Below are 14,223 nucleotides of genomic sequence, written 5' to 3'. Positions count from 1 at the left end.
GGTCTACTCCATCGCCTGGGGATCGGGGAATTGGGCGAGCAGCGCCGCGGCCCAGTCGAGACCGGCCTCCTCGAGGAAGCGCGCGGCGAATCCGGCCGGGCCGTGCTCCGCGAGCAGCGCGTCGATGCGCGCCTGCGTTGAGGGATCGGAAGAACCGCACAGCGCGAGCGCGACGGGTCCGAGACCCAGCTCGAAGAGACGGTTGCCCGCGGCCGACTGGAGGTAATAATGCCGCTTCGGCGTCGCGCGGCTGACGAGCTCGATCTGCCGGTCGTTGAGCCCGAACCGCTGATAGGCAGCGCGCCCCTGCGGCTCGATCGCCGCGGCATTGGGAAGCAGGATGCGCTGCGGGCAGCTCTCGATGATCGCGGGCGCGATGCCGCTGTCGGCAATGTCGGCAAGGCTCTGGCTCGCGAAGATCACCGCGACGTTCTTCTTGCGCAGCGTCTTCAGCCACTCGCGGATGCGTGCGGCGAACAGCGGGTGGTCGAGGAACTTCCATGCCTCGTCGAGGATCAGCAATGCCGGGCGTCCGGTGAACCGCGCCTCGAGCCGGTGGAAGAGATAGGTCAGGACGGGCGCGACCACGCTGCCGGCACCCATCAGCGCCTCGGTCTCGAAGCACTGGACGTCCGCCATGCGCAGGTCGTCCCCGGCCGCGTCGAGCAGCCGGCCGAACGGACCTTCGAGCGTATAGGGCGCGAGCGCCGAGCGGAGCGCCGTCGACTGGAGCAGCAGCGACAGGCCGGTGAGCGTCCGTTCCTCGATCGGCGCGCTCGCCAGGCTGGTCAGCGCCGACCAGACGGCTTCCTTCACCTCCGGCGTGACCACGACCTTCTCGTGCGCGAGCAGCGCGGCGATCCATTCGGCTGCCCAAGCGCACTCCGCCGCATCCCCGATCCGGGACAGTGGCTGGAAGGCGATCGTTCCGCCGGCGTCGCCACCGAGCCCGAGCCCGTGATGCGCGCCGCCCATCGCCAGCGTCGCGGCCCGTGCCGAGCGGCCCATGTCGAAGATGTAGAGCTGGCTCCCCGGATAGCGGCGGAACTGGAGCGCGATCAGCGCGAGCAGCACCGACTTGCCGGCACCGGTCGGCCCGACGATCATCATGTGCCCGACATCGCCGACATGGGTCGAGAGCCGGAACGGGGTCGACCCGCTGGTCTCGGCATGGAGGAGCGGCGGCCCGTCGAGGTGCCGGTTGCGCGCGGGCCCCGCCCAGACGCTCGACAGCGGCATCAGGTGCGCGAGGTTGAGCGTGTGGACGAGCGGCTGGCGGACATTGGCATAGGCCTGCCCGGGCAGGCTCGAGAGCCAGGCCTCGACCGCATTCAGCCCCTCGCGGATGCAGGTGAAGCCGAGCCCGTTGACGATCCGCTCGACCGCGCGGACCTTGTCCTCAACGCGGGCGCGATCCGCGTCGGCGACGGTGATCGTCGTGGTGAGGTGGCCGAAGGCGACATGGTCGCCGCCCAGCGCCTGGAGTGCCAGATCGGCGTCGGCGGTCTTGTTGTCGGCGTCGCTGTCGAGCAGCTGGACCGGCTGGTTGTAGATCACCTCGCGCAGCATCGCGGTGACCGACTTGCGCTTGTTGAACCATTGGCGGCGCAGCCGGGTCAGGGCCATGGTCGCGTCGGTCTTGTCGAGCGCGATGAATCGCGTGACCCAGCGATAGCCGAAATCCTGGTGGTTTAGCGCGTCGAGAATCCCGGGCCGGCTGAGGCCGGGGAAGCCGAGGATGGTCAGCGTGCGCAGGTGCAACGACCCGAGCATCGGCTCGAGCCCGCCGGTCAGCGGCGTATCGGCGAGCAGCCCGTCGAGATACATCGGCGTCTCGGGCACGCGCACGCGGTGGCGTCGCGTCGAGATCGTGCCGTGGAGGAAGGCAAGCGTCTCCGCATCGTCGAGCGCGGCGATCTCGGGCATGAAGCCCGAGAAGAGATCGAGCGCGCGATCGGTCTCCGCGACGAACCCGGCCAGCGCCTGGCGCCAGTCGCGGCCCTGCGGCGCATCGGCACGCTCGACCAGCGCGCGACCGGCGCTGTCCGCCTGGTCGGGCGGCGGCAGGAAGGTCAAGGTGAGATGGTAGCGGCTCTCGAAATGCGCTCCCGCCGCCTCGAACGACGCACGCCGTTCCTCGTCGACGAGCCAGGATGCCGCGTCCGGGAAGCTGCTCGCGGGATAGCCCGGCGCCTCGCGGCGCTCGGCCTCGATGTGCAGCGCCCAGCCCGAGCCGAAGCGCTTGAGCACATTGTTGGCGCGCGCGCAGGCGGAGACCAGTTCGGCCTCGGTCGCCGATTCGAGGTCGGGACCGCGGAAGCGCAAGGTGCGCTGGAAGCTGCCGTCCTTGTTGAGCACCACGCCGGGCGCGACCAGCGCGGCCCAGGGCAGATGATCGGCCAGCCTGTCGGCGCGGCTGCGATATTCGCGCAGGTTCAGCACGCGAGATATCCCCGCTGCCTCAGGTGGCGCGCGAGCACCGGAGCGAAGTCCGGATCGCGTTTCGCGGCGAAGACCGCGATGGTGTGACCAACCGCCCAGACCAGCACGCCTGCGATCCATTGCTGGAGGCCCAGCCCCAGCGCGGCGGCGGCGGTGCCGTTGACGATCGCGATGGCGCGCGGCGCGCCGCCGAGCAGGATCGGTTCGGCGAGCGACCGATGGAGCGGCGCCTCGAACCCGTCGAGATGCTGGGCCCTGAATGCATCTGGCCCGATCATGCCAGCAGCGCCCCGCCGCCGAACGAGAAGAAGGACAGGAAGAAGCTCGAGGCGGCGAACGCGATCGACAGCCCGAAGACGATCTGGATGAGCCGGCGGAAACCGCCGGCCGTCTCGCCGAACGCCAGGGTCAGGCCGGTCACGATGATGATGATCACCGCGACGATCTTGGCGACCGGGCCCTGGACCGACTCCAGCACCTGCTGGAGCGGCTCCTCCCACGGCATGCCGGTTCCGGAGGCCCAGGCCTGGCCGGCGGCGAGGACGGCGATGGCGGCGCCGGCCAGCAGGCGCGGCCTGGTGGGCGAGGCAATGGTCTTCATGGTCATTCTCCTGGGTTGGTGGGAAGGTGGAACGGTGCGAGGGCGTAGGCGCCGCTGTCGGGATCGACGCCGACGACCCGCGCGATCGCATCGACCGAGCGATGGGCACCGCGCCCGGCGATGAAGACGACGAGGTCGATCGCCTCGGCGACGAGGCAGCGGGGCACGGTGACGACCGCTTCCTGGACGAGTTGCTCGACGCGGTAGAGCGCGGCCTCGGCCGAGTTGGCGTGGACGGTCGCGATCCCGCCGGGGTGCCCGGTATTCCAGGCCTTGAGCATGTCGAGCGCCTCGAGCCCGCGAACCTCGCCGACGATGATCCGGTCGGGGCGGAGGCGGAGGGTCGAGCGCACCAGGTCGGTCATCGAGACCACGCCCGGGCGGGTGCGCAGCGCCACCGTGTCCGGCGCCGGGCTCTGCAGCTCGCGGGTGTCCTCGATCAGGATGACGCGGGCATCCACGCAGCGCATCTCGGCAAGGAGTGCGTTGGCGAGCGTCGTCTTGCCCGAGCTCGTCCCGCCGGCGATGAGGATGTTGAACCGCTGGGTGACCGCTACCCGCAGCGTATCCGCCATCGCGGCGGACATGATTCCGTCCGCCACATAGTCGTCCAGCGTATAGAGGCGCCGGGCGGGCTTGCGGATCGAGAAGCAGGGGCCGGTCGAGACCGGCGGCAGCACGCCTTCGAAGCGTTCGCCGGCCCGGCCATCGAGATGCGGCGGCAGCTCGGCAGAAATGATCGGCTGTGCCGCATGGACCTCGGTTCGGGCATGGCTCGCGACCAGCCGGACGATCCGCTCGACCTGCGGCGCCTCAAGGACGACGCCCGTGTCGATCCGGCCTTCGCCGAGCCGGTCGAGGCGCAGCGAGCCGTCGGGATTGACCATGATCTCGACCACCAGTGGATCGGCCAGCGCCGAAGCGATGTCGGGGCCCATCGCCGTGCGCAGCATCGCGCGCCGGCGATCGGACGAGAGGATCTCGCTCATCGCTCCTCCTCCGCGGGAAGGAGCGTGCGCCTGCCGGTCGCGACGGCGCGGCCGACCTGGGTCACGAACGCCTCGAAGCGCTCGCGCCCGAGCGCGCGGCCGGCCGCGTCGTTCTCGGCGAGCGGCGCCTGGATCGCGAGTTCGAACCGGATGAACAGCGCAAGCGTCTCGAGCACGACATGACCGTCGCGCTCGATGCGGCCCAGCGCATTGGACATCCGGTCGAGGCGGAGCGCGAAGCGGTCCTCGAGTTCGGACGCGCCGCGGCGATTGAGCCAGGCGGTCACGGCGTCCGCAAGGATCGCAGACTTGGTCGCGCCGGGTGCTGCGGCGAGCGCCTCGAGACGGTCGCTGGTCGCTTTCGGCAGGAACAGCTGGTGGCGGACGCGATCGGCCATCTCTAGAAGTCCAGCTCGAGATTGCCGGGCCGCCTGTCGGCCATATCGAGGGCATAGGCGCGCCGCGCGGTGCTGGTCGTGGCACGATCCATCGCGTGCTTGTCGGTGACAGCGTCGCCTTCGTCCTCGCCCAGCCCGAGCGGGTCGGTGGATGCCGGATCGACAGGTGTCGCGGTGGCAATCTCCTGCTCGGGATGACGCGCCTGTTCGAGGCCGCCGGCCTCCTCCTCGCCTTCAGCCGCGGCCTCAGCGAGCCGCGCGTCGACGGGGCGGACACGATCATGCCAGTCATGGGCGCGGTGAGGCGGCAGGTCGGTTGCCCCGCTTTGCCCGGGCGTCGGCGGCGGGAGCACCCGCGCCTTGAACTGCGCGTCCTCGAAGTAGCGCAGCTTCCGGGCGCGGACCGGCGGATGCCCCGCGACGAGGACGACCTCGTCGGTCGGCGGCAGCTGCATGACCTCGCCGGGTGTCAGCAGTGCGCGGGCGGTCTCCTGGCGGCTGACCATGACGTGTGCGAGCCAAGGCGCGAGGCGGTGGCCGGCATAGTTGCGCATCGCGCGCTGCTCGGTCGCGGTGCCGAGCGCGTCGGAGATCCGCCTGGCTGTCCGCTCGTCATTCGTCGCAAAGGCGACGCGGACATGGCAGTTGTCGAGGATGGCGTTGTGCTCGCCATACGCTTTCTCGATCTGGTTGAGGCTCTGCGCGATCAGGAAGGCGCGGACGCCATAGCCGGCGAGGAAGGCAAGGCTCGTCTCGAAGAAGTCGAGGAGGCCGAGGGCAGGAAACTCGTCGAGCATCATGAGAAGCTTGTGGCGCCCGGGTACGCCTGCAGTATGGAGTTGCTCGGTCAGGCGCCGGCCGATCTGGTTGAGCACGAGGCGGATCAGCGGCTTGGTGCGGCTGATGTCCGAGGGCGGCACGACCAGGTAGAGCGACACCGGATGCGGTGCGGCGACCAGGTCCTCGACTCGCCAGTCGGAGGCGGCCGTGACCGCGGCGACGGTGGGATCTCGATAGAGGCCGAGGAACGACATCGCCGTCGACAGCACGCCCGAGCGCTCGTTGTCGGACTTGTTCAGCACCTCGCGCGCGGCCGAGGCGACGACCGGATGCACCAGCGGCATCTCTTCCGTGCCGAGGTGGTTGGTCGCCATCATCGCGCGCAGCGTGGCGACGAACGGGCGCTCGGGATCGGACAGGAAGGTCGCGACGCGGGCGAGCGTCTTCTCCTCCTCGGCATAGAGGATGTGGAGGATCGCGCCGACCAGCAGCGAATGGCTGGTCTTCTCCCAGTGGTTGCGCCGTTCGAGCGCACCTTCGGGATCGACCAGGATGTCGGCGATGTTCTGGACGTCGCGGACCTCGTCGGCGCCGCGGCGCACCTCGAGCAGCGGATTGTAGCGCGCGGAGCGCGCGTCGGTCGGATTGAAGAGCAGGCAATGCGAGAAGCGCGCGCGCCAGCCGGCGGTCAGCTGCCAGTTCTCGCCCTTGATGTCGTGGACGACCGTCGAGCCGGTCCAGCCGAGGAGGGTCGGCACGACGAGACCGACGCCCTTGCCCGAGCGCGTCGGCGCGAACGCCATGACATGCTCCGGCCCGTCATGGCGCAGGTAGCGAGAGGCGGTGCGGCCGAGGAACACGCCGGCCTCCGCCGCCAGGCCGGCGGCCCGGATATCGCGAGGGCCGGCCCAGCGCGCGGATCCATAGGTGGTGATGTTGCGCTGCTGCCGGGCGCGCCAGACCGACCCGGCCACAGCCGCACCGCAGCCCAGCAGCCCGCCCCCGGCGGCGATCGCGCCAGCCTCGTCGAAGACAACCGGTGCATAGGCGTCGAAATGGAACCACCAGGGGAAGAGCGACCAGGGCGGATAGACGGGCGTGCCGCCGAGCCGGAACCAGGGCGTGCCGAGCTCGGGCTGATAGGCGAGCGACGCCGCCGCCCACTGCGTCGCGAACCAGATGCCGGCGACGACGATCCCGGCGACAACCAGCATCTGGTCAAGGAGGAGCTTCGTCGGTGTCATGCGGGCCTCCGCCCGCACGACTCAGCGTCCCGGGCTCGGCCTCAAGGGTCGCTGGATCTCGATCAGCGCGTCAGGCACTCGCTGGTGACACGGGGTACGTATTTGAGGTCACTCGGTCTGACGGCTGCATTCGGGCCGTCTGCCGACTGTCAGGTTCCGGGCAGGGAACCGCAGAAAGCTGCCCTTCCTCGCGGCGCCGCAGCTATGACGGCTGTCGACCCAACTCATGACGTTCTACACCGGGCGTCTGAACGTCGGCTAAGACCGAGACCTGCCATAAAGATATCTCCAAGAGCCTGGGTTGCCGCCGACACGAAACGCCGTTCACCTCGAACAATCGCCTCGTCAGACGCAGAAATATGTTCATCCAGATCAACCAAATGGCGCGGTTGCCAGCAATCCGCCCGCGGGTTCTTGTTTTTGACAAATTATATGTTAAAAGAGGTAGATGAAGCTCGAAGAACTCTCCGCGATTACCGGAGCGACAATCCGGCAGATCCGTTTCCTGATTTCCGAGGGGTTCGTCCCCTCGCCCGAAGGCGGGCGCACTTATGCTACATATGATGACGCACACATCCAGGCGATCCGTCGCTTTCAGCGCTTGAAGGGCCTTGGCTTTCCCAATGCCGCGATCCGGCTTCTTCTGGATGCGCGCGAGGGCGTGCCCGTGCCGGTGATGGACGGCCTGACACTGGTGGTCGCACCCGATCTGATCGGCAGGGATGCTGACCTGGATCAGATGATCGCGCAGACCGAAACTAGACTGCGCGAAGCATTTTCAGGCGACGTACCCAAGGCGCGCAAGCGGGCGGCTGGCTGATCATTCGCGGGATCCGGGGAAGCACGACGATGGATAAGCTGATCGATCCGCTGGTGCCCTTGTTCCGGCCGTCGCTCGCCCCCAGACCACCCCTGCTGCTCGACAAAACCGAGATCCGACTTCGTCTGGTTCCACCAATTGCCCGTCTGATCGTCACGCGCACGTTCACCAACCAGGAAACGCTGCCGATCGAGGCGGTGCTGACCATGCCGCCCGCGCTGACCGGCGAAGTGGTTCACGGGGTGGAAGTTCGGATCGGCGAGAAACGATGGACCGCACAGGCACGACCGAGACGGCGAGCCGAAACCGCCTATGACGGCGCGGCGGTTGACGGCAACCGCGCGATCCTGCTCGAAGATTTGAAGCGCGGATGGCGCACCTTGTCGGTGGCGGGCGTGAAGCCGGGCGAAGTGGTCTCGCTGGTGTGCGAAAGCGCGATCGCGCTTGGTCTTACCGGAGCGACGGTACGTCTCTGCCCCGGGGTCGACCCTGATCTGACTGTTCCTGCGGTGCCTGATCATCTCACCCCACGCCAGACCAGCGAGTCGCATCCGATCACGCTGAAGATTGAGGGCGCGAATGAACTCATTGTGCGGTCGGGGGGAACTGATCTGCTGCCCAGGCAGCAGATCGGCAATGCGCCAATGACGCTGGATATCGTCATCCCCGCAGGCTTTGAGGGCAAGGTGATAGATTGGTCCGCCGACGATGTGCGTGCGGAAATGGGCCTGCGCATGGCGGAGCAGATTGCGGCACTGCTTGACGGTGATAGGCCAGCGGATCGCCAGCGGGTTCGCGATCTTGCGCTCAAGGGCAATTTGCTGACCAGCGAAACCAGCCTGGTTTTCGTAGGCGCCGAAGGCGAAGCGACCGGGGTGCTGCCGGCTATGCGCAAGCTCGCACTGGTCGATGCGGTATCCTCCGATGTGCAGGCGGTTCCGTCTCAGGCACCGGCCGTCGAGCCTGCTGCGTCTCCGCTCGCGCCAGATGGCGACGTTCCCGCCCCCGGCCGGGTCCGTGGGTTTGCCGTGCGATGGCCGACCGTCGGAGCGCGACCGCCATGGCATGTCCGGCTTGGCAACTGGTGGCGCAACAGGAGACCCCGCCGGGAGGTCCCTACCGATATGTCGCACCTGGGCGCGCGACTTCGCTCTGCAGCTTCGCAGGTGCTGTGGAATCAGGACGGGGTGCTGGCCTTGCGGTTGGGCGATGTGGGCCATCTGCCGGGCGAGGTCGCGACAATGGTCCGGGACATCGCCACCGTCGAGACCGTGCGTCAGACCGCTTCGGCAATGAACCTCACGGCGGACCATCTCGCCATCGCGTTGCTGGCACAAGCCGCTGCATCTGCTGGCGTGGCTTCGCCCGATCTGCTCGATCAGCTGTTCCCGGATCGGCTGCCGCTCCCCTTTGAGCGGTTGGCCCGGCAATTGGGGGTAAGCGCATGAGATTTATATTGTTAGCCGGAGCGCTGTTGCTGGCTGCGCCGCGTGCCAATGCGGAACCTTCTTTGCTCGCGCCATGGGGCGCCCGAACTGACGAGGAACTCACGATAGACACCGCTCGCGGCCCCTGGGCGCGGCGCTCGGTGGGACGGAGCGACGTCGGCGCTGTCATGCTCACTGTCTATCGGTCGGCGGAAGACGCCAAAAAGGTCGCGAGGTTTTCGCGCGGACTGAGTGAGGGGCCTGAGCATGATGACGACCTGGCATTTCTCACGGGCTATCTTCCCCATGCATGGCAGACGCAAGTACGGGCGATTCAGGCGACCGCTTACAATTCGGACGCACGCGGTCTGTGCGCGATTGTCGGGACAGGCGAGAAGCCGCTCAGGCTCTGCATGGCAAGTCGGCCCGACAGCGCAGCCGTGGCGACCGTTATGACTTCGCTTGATCGCGATACCGCCACGGAAGCGGCGATGCTACTGGCGCGTTACGCGGCGCGTCATCCTATGCGCGTGGCCGGGTGACAGCGGACCTACTGTTCTTCCTTCAACCTCTTCTCCAGTAACGCACGTGCTTCCGGCGTGAGGCCCTGATCCGAATCGGCATTGCCGCCCGGTGAGGGCGTGCCTTGCGTGCTCGACGGGTTGCCAGAATGCTCGACCAGATAGCGATCGAGATTGCGATGGCCGATCGAAGGATTGCCGCCAGGCAATGATCCGGACAGTTCGCCTGGATTGATCCGCCCGTCCTTCTCGCGCAAAATCTCCCCGACCATAGCGTTGCCCGGGAACGGAGGCGTCGCCTGGCCGAGCCCGATGACGCCCGGTTTGCAAGGAATGGGCGTTGCGCGTGTGCCTCGAAGCCAATGAACTGGCCAGTCCCATCCCGTGGCGATGTAGTCTATCCACCCAAAAGCTTCACGGTCGCTTGCCTTGGCAGGGTAACAATGTCTTCGAACAGCTTGGTCTTCCGCGCCGAGGAACCAACCCAAGGCCAAAAGAACAAGAACAACGCCGGTCAATTTGCCAACGACATCCGAGGCTCTACTCATCATGACGTCTCCCCATCAGCAGGCAGGCACTAGCTACGGCGGGCCCCACCTGTCGCCTTTTCATCTCACTATTTTGTCGGTGCCGAAGTCGTTGCAGATATCGCCTGGCTGAAGCCACGACGCGCTACAAGGGGGGCGGAGGACGAACGGTGCCGAATCGCCCCCGCGTGCGGGGGCGGCCTGTCGGTTACGCCGCACCGCCGCCGCGCGCCGCTCATAGTCGGCGACTTCATCGCCGAACACCACACGACAATCCCGCACACCGCTTTGCGCCACATCATAGCAGATGTCGCCCCGGCGATTGCCTGCCATGGGACGCGTGAACACCCACCAGAGGCCTGCGGCGTCTCCATTGCCCCACCAGCGCAGGACAGCGGGACCATCTTCCGGGCTCCCGCCGGCAAGCGACGGCAGAGCCATGGCGTCGGCGGGGATTGCCTTCGTCGTTCCGGTCACGTCGCCCGCATAGGTCTTGCCTGTCGGTAGTTGCCCGGCCGCCGCGTCGAAGAGCATGACCATCGTGATGTTCTTGGTGCGCGAATAGAAGCTCGGCGCCACTACCGGGCTGGAGAAGTCGCCGTCATGCGGCCGCAGTTCCAGTGCGCGCAGTTCGGCGTCCGGCGACCAGGCCTTGGCGACGGCCATGGCGAGTGCGATGTTGGAGGCCATATCCCTGCCTGCGCCGCTTGCGGCCTCGATCATCGCATCGACCTGCTTCCTGGCATTCGGTCCGATGGGGCGGAACCACAGGATCTTCTGCTGCATCATTGCGACCATGCCGCCGCCCGTCACCGGCAGCCACTGACCCTCGTCATTCCATCCCTGACCTGAGACGAAGCGCAGACCAGCGTCGCTCGCCGACATCTGTCCGCGGTCGATATGAAAGGCATAATCATCATCGGCGACACCATCGCGCACGATCGCGACATAGCTGCCGTCCGGCGCCACACGCAGCCCGATCACGCCGGCCGACTTTTCCACATTGGGCTGGAAGATCGCGACCGACCATGTGCCGCAGAAATGGCCGATGCCCGAGCGGTCACCGGCATCCGCCGGGCGTGCCACGCCACGGCGCATGCGATCGACCCAGAAATCAAAGCTGCGCCAGCGCGGGTCCTCGCTGGCGATCGTCCCTCCGGTCGCGGGAGGGATAACGCAATCGCCTGCCTGCTCCAGCTTTTCATCAGATTGTGAGAGCTGCTGCGCCGCAGCTGGCGTGGCGGCATTGGCGGCTTCATGACCGTCCTTTGCGGCATCGCAGGCGCTGACCATGAGCGCGAGAAGCAGCGTTGCCGTTACCGAAACCCCGAATCGCGCCATGATCGATCCCCTTCAGATGAGGACGATTTATCAAGGCATGTTTCTTTTGACAATATATATGTTATAAGAGCATCGAGTTTGCCGAACCATTTTGTGGGACGGAAGGACATGCGCCGTGAAAGATGACGAAGAACTGCCGATCGACCCTACGAAGCTCTACTTCGTGCGGATCGTCGAGACTCGCGCGGCCGTGGGCCTGTTTTGGTCGGGGTGGCACGGGTTGCAACTGCTGATCCCGCGCCACATTGATCAAAGGCGCTGCGAAGTGGCGGAGATTGAGCCGCTGGCTGGCATGCTGTTCGTGGATGGGTCGGATTTTCGCCAGCAGGCCGTTGCGGAAGGCTATGAGCACCGCTGCGCACTGACGGACGGTCTTGCTCAGCAACTCTTCGACGACGATGGCAGGGTGTTTGGATTACCCCTGACGTTCGAGCCGCTCTATCGGGCGTTCGGCCTAGGGGAGGATGCTGCGACATAGGATGACAACCGGCTTCGCGCCGAGCGGTATGCCCTTCGGGTCGGCGTGGCGCGGGCGAATCGGCGCTGGCTGCCATGAGTGGGCGGCGCTCGGTTTCTAACCTCCGTTGAGCGTTGCTCAGGAGCCGGGGTCAATGATCATGACGCTGACGGAGACCAACAGAAAGACCGGAATGAAATTGGCGACGGCGATCGCCGATGCGCATCGTCTCGCGCCACGCGCCCGAACGATGCCGACCGCAGCAATGAAGCAAAGAAGCGCCATGGCCGCATACTGGCCGATCATCATCCGTTCCCGGATGTGCGTGCCGACCGCATGATGGTCTATCACGAAAGGACCCAAGAGAATCGCAAGGCCCCACGGCATGATCATGAACGATAGGGCCCGCAGACGACGCCGTACCTCGGGCGCCCTCGGAAAGGAACGGACGACGATCACAACGGATCCGATCCACGCGAGAAGCAGGACCCAAATGAGCATCGGAAGTTGTCTCCTTCCTGTCCTGGGGGAGCGCCCCCATTCCCGTCTCGTGAAAGACTTTGATGCACCGGAGGATCGCAAAGAATGTTGGGCTCTGAACCGGGATTTTACGTCCGGAGGCGTTGAAACACCTTGATCATTCGGTCGATCGGATCCTGCTTGAAGACCTCATCGGTATCGTTTTGCCGCGGATAGGTTGTTAACAGCAGCAAAGGAATGTCGGCTACACTGGCCGAGCATGTCGCCTGGCGGCTTTCAGCGACCGGCCGGGCCATGCAGAAAGCCAGGAGATTGTCCTGCCCCCCAAAGCTGGTTCTGGCCGATGATCCGGTCGGCAGGCCGACGATATCCATCGTTTCGTCCAAAATCCTCTTTCCGCCCTCAGCGTCGGGCTTGCCCGGCCTCGCGATGGGCTTCTTGAGATAATAGACAGTGACTGGCGGGTCGCCCGCGAAGGATATGGTCGCTCGCCCGACATAGCTGGCGCCAGCCGGCGGATCGATATTCACTTCATATTGCGTCACGCGGCTTGCGCCTGCGCCGCTGCCGATGGGCGGCAGGATGCTGGCGAGCATGTTGGCAGCCTGCTGGCGAGCCGGCGTGAGGGAGGGCGCCTGAGCAGGCGTAGAACTCCCTGTAAGCTGCAGCGCTTCCTGCGCAACGTCATTGACGCGCTCATTGGTGGATTTGTCCTTATCCAGCTCGGCGATAACGGCTCGCCAGCCTGGCGAACGGGCGCTGGAGGCGTCCGCCTTTGGCTCTGGCGACCCCACGTTCTCGCTTTCGGCAGCCTGCCGATTCTCCTGGGGCGCCCGGCCGCAAGCTCCCAGAGCGATAACCGCGCATATCGTGATCACATGTCGCTTCATCCGAGCCTCCCAATTCCTAGCGGCCCCTTTTTACACCTATGTTGTCATAAGAAAAGTGGCAAACTGTCTGAGCTGCAGAAGCCTCGGCCCCAAAGCGCGCTAATTCTGAGGCTACCGACGGAATTCGACCCAACTCAAGCCGTTCCCATAAGCGGCCGGGAACGACCGCTTGGGCCGAAAGCGGCCACAGGCAACCCTGACCGCAACTGCCCGTGATCGTCACCCCCGACTGGCGGCTCGCGCCCCATTTGCAGACCTCAGCGCGGGGCCCTGATGGCCCTGTTCAAAGCCCGCAGGCTATCCGTCCGTGCTGCGTCCGCCACTGCCGACTTTGGCCAGGCATTGAAGGCATGGAACGCTCCCGGATAAACATGCAGTTCTACCGACACCCCGGCTCGCAATAGGCGGCGTGCGTATTCGAGATCCTCCTCCAGAAACAGGTCTAATGCGCCGGTCGCGATATAGGCGGGAGGTAAGCCCCTGAGATCGACAGCGCGGGCTGGGGCGGCATAATGGGACACATCATCCAAGCCCGGTTCGTGGCCAAGCAGGCTCGACCAGCCGAACCTGTTGCTGACGCTATTCCAGATGAAATGTCCCGTGTGCGGATGGGGATCGGGTGCGGTACAGGTCCGGTCGTCGAGCATCGGATAGATCAGGTGCTGAAATGCTAAGGCAAATTCGCCGCGATCCCGGACGAGCAGTGCCAATGCGGACGCCAAGCCGCCTCCGGCGCTTTCACCCATCACACCTATCCGGGCGTGATCAATCCCGAGCGTATCGGTGTTGGCAAAGACCCATTTGAGTGCGGCGTAGCAGTCCTCGATCGCCCCCGGGAAAGAGGTCTCTGGGGCCAAGCGGTAGTCCACGGAAACCAAGCAGCAGCAGAGGTTCGCAGCCATTGGCAGATGAACGCCCTCTAGGTCCTTCGCTGACCCGGCGACGTAGCCCCCACCGTGGATGTGGAAGACACAGGGTAGTTCGCCATCAGCGCCTCGCGGACGATAGATGCGGATCGGAACATCCGGGCTACCTTCGGGACCGGGTATGGATTTTTCTTCCAACAGTGTTCGCTCGCGATCTGTCGGATCGACTTCAACCCATGCCGGCCGATTGCGCATAAGCGGAAGAATTTCCGTCGTGACCGAAATGGTCGGAAATGCCTCCAGCATCGGCCGCAATTCTAGATCGACCAGATCAAGGTTGCTCGACTCTGTCTTCATGCGCGGCTCCTCCTGTCTGCACTGTAGCTGACCCGTTGAACGACGGAAGCCTCGCGCTGGAGGAATGGCAGCTAACCACCAGC

Annotated in this window: 15 protein-coding genes; 4 read left to right on the top strand and 11 right to left on the bottom strand. The window is 65.8% G+C overall.

All coding sequences use genetic code 11. The features are described 5' to 3' along the window. Positions 1 to 3: 3 nt before the first annotated feature. The 6 genes from trbE to AC3WT0_RS11390 are packed head-to-tail and all read right to left on the bottom strand — an operon-like array spanning position 4 to position 6,454. Complete coding sequence (gene trbE / locus AC3WT0_RS11415; protein WP_492753691.1) at positions 4 to 2,442, bottom strand: conjugal transfer protein TrbE; 2,439 nt, start codon at positions 2,440 to 2,442, stop codon at positions 4 to 6. After that, the gene (locus AC3WT0_RS11410) at positions 2,436 to 2,720 is read right to left on the bottom strand and encodes a VirB3 family type IV secretion system protein (protein WP_492753690.1); all 285 of its coding nucleotides are present in this window, start codon (positions 2,718 to 2,720) and stop codon (positions 2,436 to 2,438) included. Before AC3WT0_RS11410 ends, trbE begins: the two co-directional genes overlap by 7 nt. Further along, the gene (locus tag AC3WT0_RS11405) at positions 2,717 to 3,049 is read right to left on the bottom strand and encodes a TrbC/VirB2 family type IV secretion system protein (protein WP_492753689.1); all 333 of its coding nucleotides are present in this window, start codon (positions 3,047 to 3,049) and stop codon (positions 2,717 to 2,719) included. Before AC3WT0_RS11405 ends, AC3WT0_RS11410 begins: the two co-directional genes overlap by 4 nt. Then, entirely contained in the window at positions 3,046 to 4,032 is a 987-nt protein-coding gene (gene trbB, locus AC3WT0_RS11400; protein ID WP_492753687.1) for a P-type conjugative transfer ATPase TrbB, read from the bottom strand. The genes AC3WT0_RS11405 and trbB overlap by 4 nt, the downstream gene beginning before the upstream one ends. Further along, positions 4,029 to 4,430 carry a CopG family transcriptional regulator gene (locus tag AC3WT0_RS11395; RefSeq protein ID WP_492753685.1) on the bottom strand — a complete coding sequence of 134 codons (402 nt, stop codon included), beginning with the start codon at positions 4,428 to 4,430 and terminating at the stop codon, positions 4,029 to 4,031. The genes trbB and AC3WT0_RS11395 overlap by 4 nt, the downstream gene beginning before the upstream one ends. A 2-nt stretch (positions 4,431 to 4,432) precedes the next feature. Beyond that, a complete protein-coding gene (locus AC3WT0_RS11390) occupies positions 4,433 to 6,454 on the bottom strand; it encodes a conjugal transfer protein TraG (RefSeq protein WP_492753684.1) in 2,022 nt (673 codons plus the stop codon). 448 nt (positions 6,455 to 6,902) lie between these two features. Here AC3WT0_RS11390 and AC3WT0_RS11385 point away from each other — a divergent pair, with 448 nt between their 5' ends. The 3 genes from AC3WT0_RS11385 (at position 6,903) to AC3WT0_RS11375 (ending at position 9,243) form a co-directional block, all read left to right on the top strand. Further along, entirely contained in the window at positions 6,903 to 7,274 is a 372-nt protein-coding gene (locus tag AC3WT0_RS11385) for a helix-turn-helix domain-containing protein (protein ID WP_492753683.1), read from the top strand. 29 nt (positions 7,275 to 7,303) lie between these two features. Beyond that, positions 7,304 to 8,722 carry a VIT domain-containing protein gene (locus AC3WT0_RS11380; protein WP_492753681.1) on the top strand — a complete coding sequence of 473 codons (1,419 nt, stop codon included), beginning with the start codon at positions 7,304 to 7,306 and terminating at the stop codon, positions 8,720 to 8,722. A gap of 167 nt (positions 8,723 to 8,889) precedes the next feature. After that, positions 8,890 to 9,243 (top strand): hypothetical protein, encoded by a 354-nt coding sequence (locus AC3WT0_RS11375; protein WP_492753680.1) that lies wholly within the window; start codon positions 8,890 to 8,892, stop codon positions 9,241 to 9,243. Positions 9,244 to 9,251: 8 nt separating this feature from the next. On the opposite strand, the gene AC3WT0_RS11370 is transcribed toward AC3WT0_RS11375, so the two are convergent. Together AC3WT0_RS11370 and AC3WT0_RS11365 are read right to left on the bottom strand one after the other, a co-directional pair. Further along, positions 9,252 to 9,773 (bottom strand): hypothetical protein, encoded by a 522-nt coding sequence (locus tag AC3WT0_RS11370; protein WP_492753678.1) that lies wholly within the window; start codon positions 9,771 to 9,773, stop codon positions 9,252 to 9,254. A 57-nt stretch (positions 9,774 to 9,830) separates the two neighbouring features. Next, complete coding sequence (locus AC3WT0_RS11365) at positions 9,831 to 11,090, bottom strand: hypothetical protein (RefSeq protein ID WP_492753677.1); 1,260 nt, start codon at positions 11,088 to 11,090, stop codon at positions 9,831 to 9,833. A 115-nt stretch (positions 11,091 to 11,205) separates the two neighbouring features. On the opposite strand from AC3WT0_RS11365, the gene AC3WT0_RS11360 reads away from it, so the two are divergent. After that, entirely contained in the window at positions 11,206 to 11,568 is a 363-nt protein-coding gene (locus AC3WT0_RS11360) for a hypothetical protein (RefSeq protein WP_492753676.1), read from the top strand. Positions 11,569 to 11,685: 117 nt separating this feature from the next. Here the strand turns inward: AC3WT0_RS11360 and AC3WT0_RS11355 are convergent, their stop codons facing one another. The 3 genes from AC3WT0_RS11355 to AC3WT0_RS11345 form a co-directional block, all read right to left on the bottom strand. Beyond that, positions 11,686 to 12,048, bottom strand: a complete 363-nt coding sequence (locus tag AC3WT0_RS11355) for a hypothetical protein (RefSeq protein WP_492753674.1) — start codon at positions 12,046 to 12,048, stop codon at positions 11,686 to 11,688. A 107-nt stretch (positions 12,049 to 12,155) separates the two neighbouring features. Beyond that, the gene (locus AC3WT0_RS11350) at positions 12,156 to 12,917 is read right to left on the bottom strand and encodes a hypothetical protein (RefSeq protein ID WP_492753673.1); all 762 of its coding nucleotides are present in this window, start codon (positions 12,915 to 12,917) and stop codon (positions 12,156 to 12,158) included. Between the two features lie 257 nt (positions 12,918 to 13,174). Then, entirely contained in the window at positions 13,175 to 14,140 is a 966-nt protein-coding gene (locus tag AC3WT0_RS11345) for an alpha/beta hydrolase (RefSeq protein WP_492753672.1), read from the bottom strand. Positions 14,141 to 14,223: the final 83 nt, after the last annotated feature.

Source organism: Sphingomonas sp. EU05-FHT14C10, from assembly GCF_058790595.1.
The sequence above is the reverse complement of the archived record's forward strand: the minus strand, read 5'-3'. Positions and strand labels throughout refer to the sequence as shown.

Excerpts from the sequence above, each read along its gene's own strand:
- AC3WT0_RS11410 (WP_492753690.1), bottom strand. The coding sequence starts at position 2,720 with ATGATCGGGCCAGATGCATTCAGGGCCCAGCATCTCGACGGGTTCGAG.
- AC3WT0_RS11405 (WP_492753689.1), bottom strand. The coding sequence starts at position 3,049 with ATGACCATGAAGACCATTGCCTCGCCCACCAGGCCGCGCCTGCTGGCC.
- trbB (WP_492753687.1), bottom strand. The coding sequence starts at position 4,032 with ATGAGCGAGATCCTCTCGTCCGATCGCCGGCGCGCGATGCTGCGCACG.
- AC3WT0_RS11395 (WP_492753685.1), bottom strand. The coding sequence starts at position 4,430 with ATGGCCGATCGCGTCCGCCACCAGCTGTTCCTGCCGAAAGCGACCAGC.
- AC3WT0_RS11390 (WP_492753684.1), bottom strand. The coding sequence starts at position 6,454 with ATGACACCGACGAAGCTCCTCCTTGACCAGATGCTGGTTGTCGCCGGG.
- AC3WT0_RS11385 (WP_492753683.1), top strand. The coding sequence starts at position 6,903 with ATGAAGCTCGAAGAACTCTCCGCGATTACCGGAGCGACAATCCGGCAG.
- AC3WT0_RS11380 (WP_492753681.1), top strand. The coding sequence starts at position 7,304 with ATGGATAAGCTGATCGATCCGCTGGTGCCCTTGTTCCGGCCGTCGCTC.
- AC3WT0_RS11375 (WP_492753680.1), top strand. The coding sequence starts at position 8,890 with ATGCTCACTGTCTATCGGTCGGCGGAAGACGCCAAAAAGGTCGCGAGG.
- AC3WT0_RS11370 (WP_492753678.1), bottom strand. The coding sequence starts at position 9,773 with ATGATGAGTAGAGCCTCGGATGTCGTTGGCAAATTGACCGGCGTTGTT.
- AC3WT0_RS11365 (WP_492753677.1), bottom strand. The coding sequence starts at position 11,090 with ATGGCGCGATTCGGGGTTTCGGTAACGGCAACGCTGCTTCTCGCGCTC.
- AC3WT0_RS11355 (WP_492753674.1), bottom strand. The coding sequence starts at position 12,048 with ATGCTCATTTGGGTCCTGCTTCTCGCGTGGATCGGATCCGTTGTGATC.
- AC3WT0_RS11350 (WP_492753673.1), bottom strand. The coding sequence starts at position 12,917 with ATGAAGCGACATGTGATCACGATATGCGCGGTTATCGCTCTGGGAGCT.
- AC3WT0_RS11345 (WP_492753672.1), bottom strand. The coding sequence starts at position 14,140 with ATGAAGACAGAGTCGAGCAACCTTGATCTGGTCGATCTAGAATTGCGG.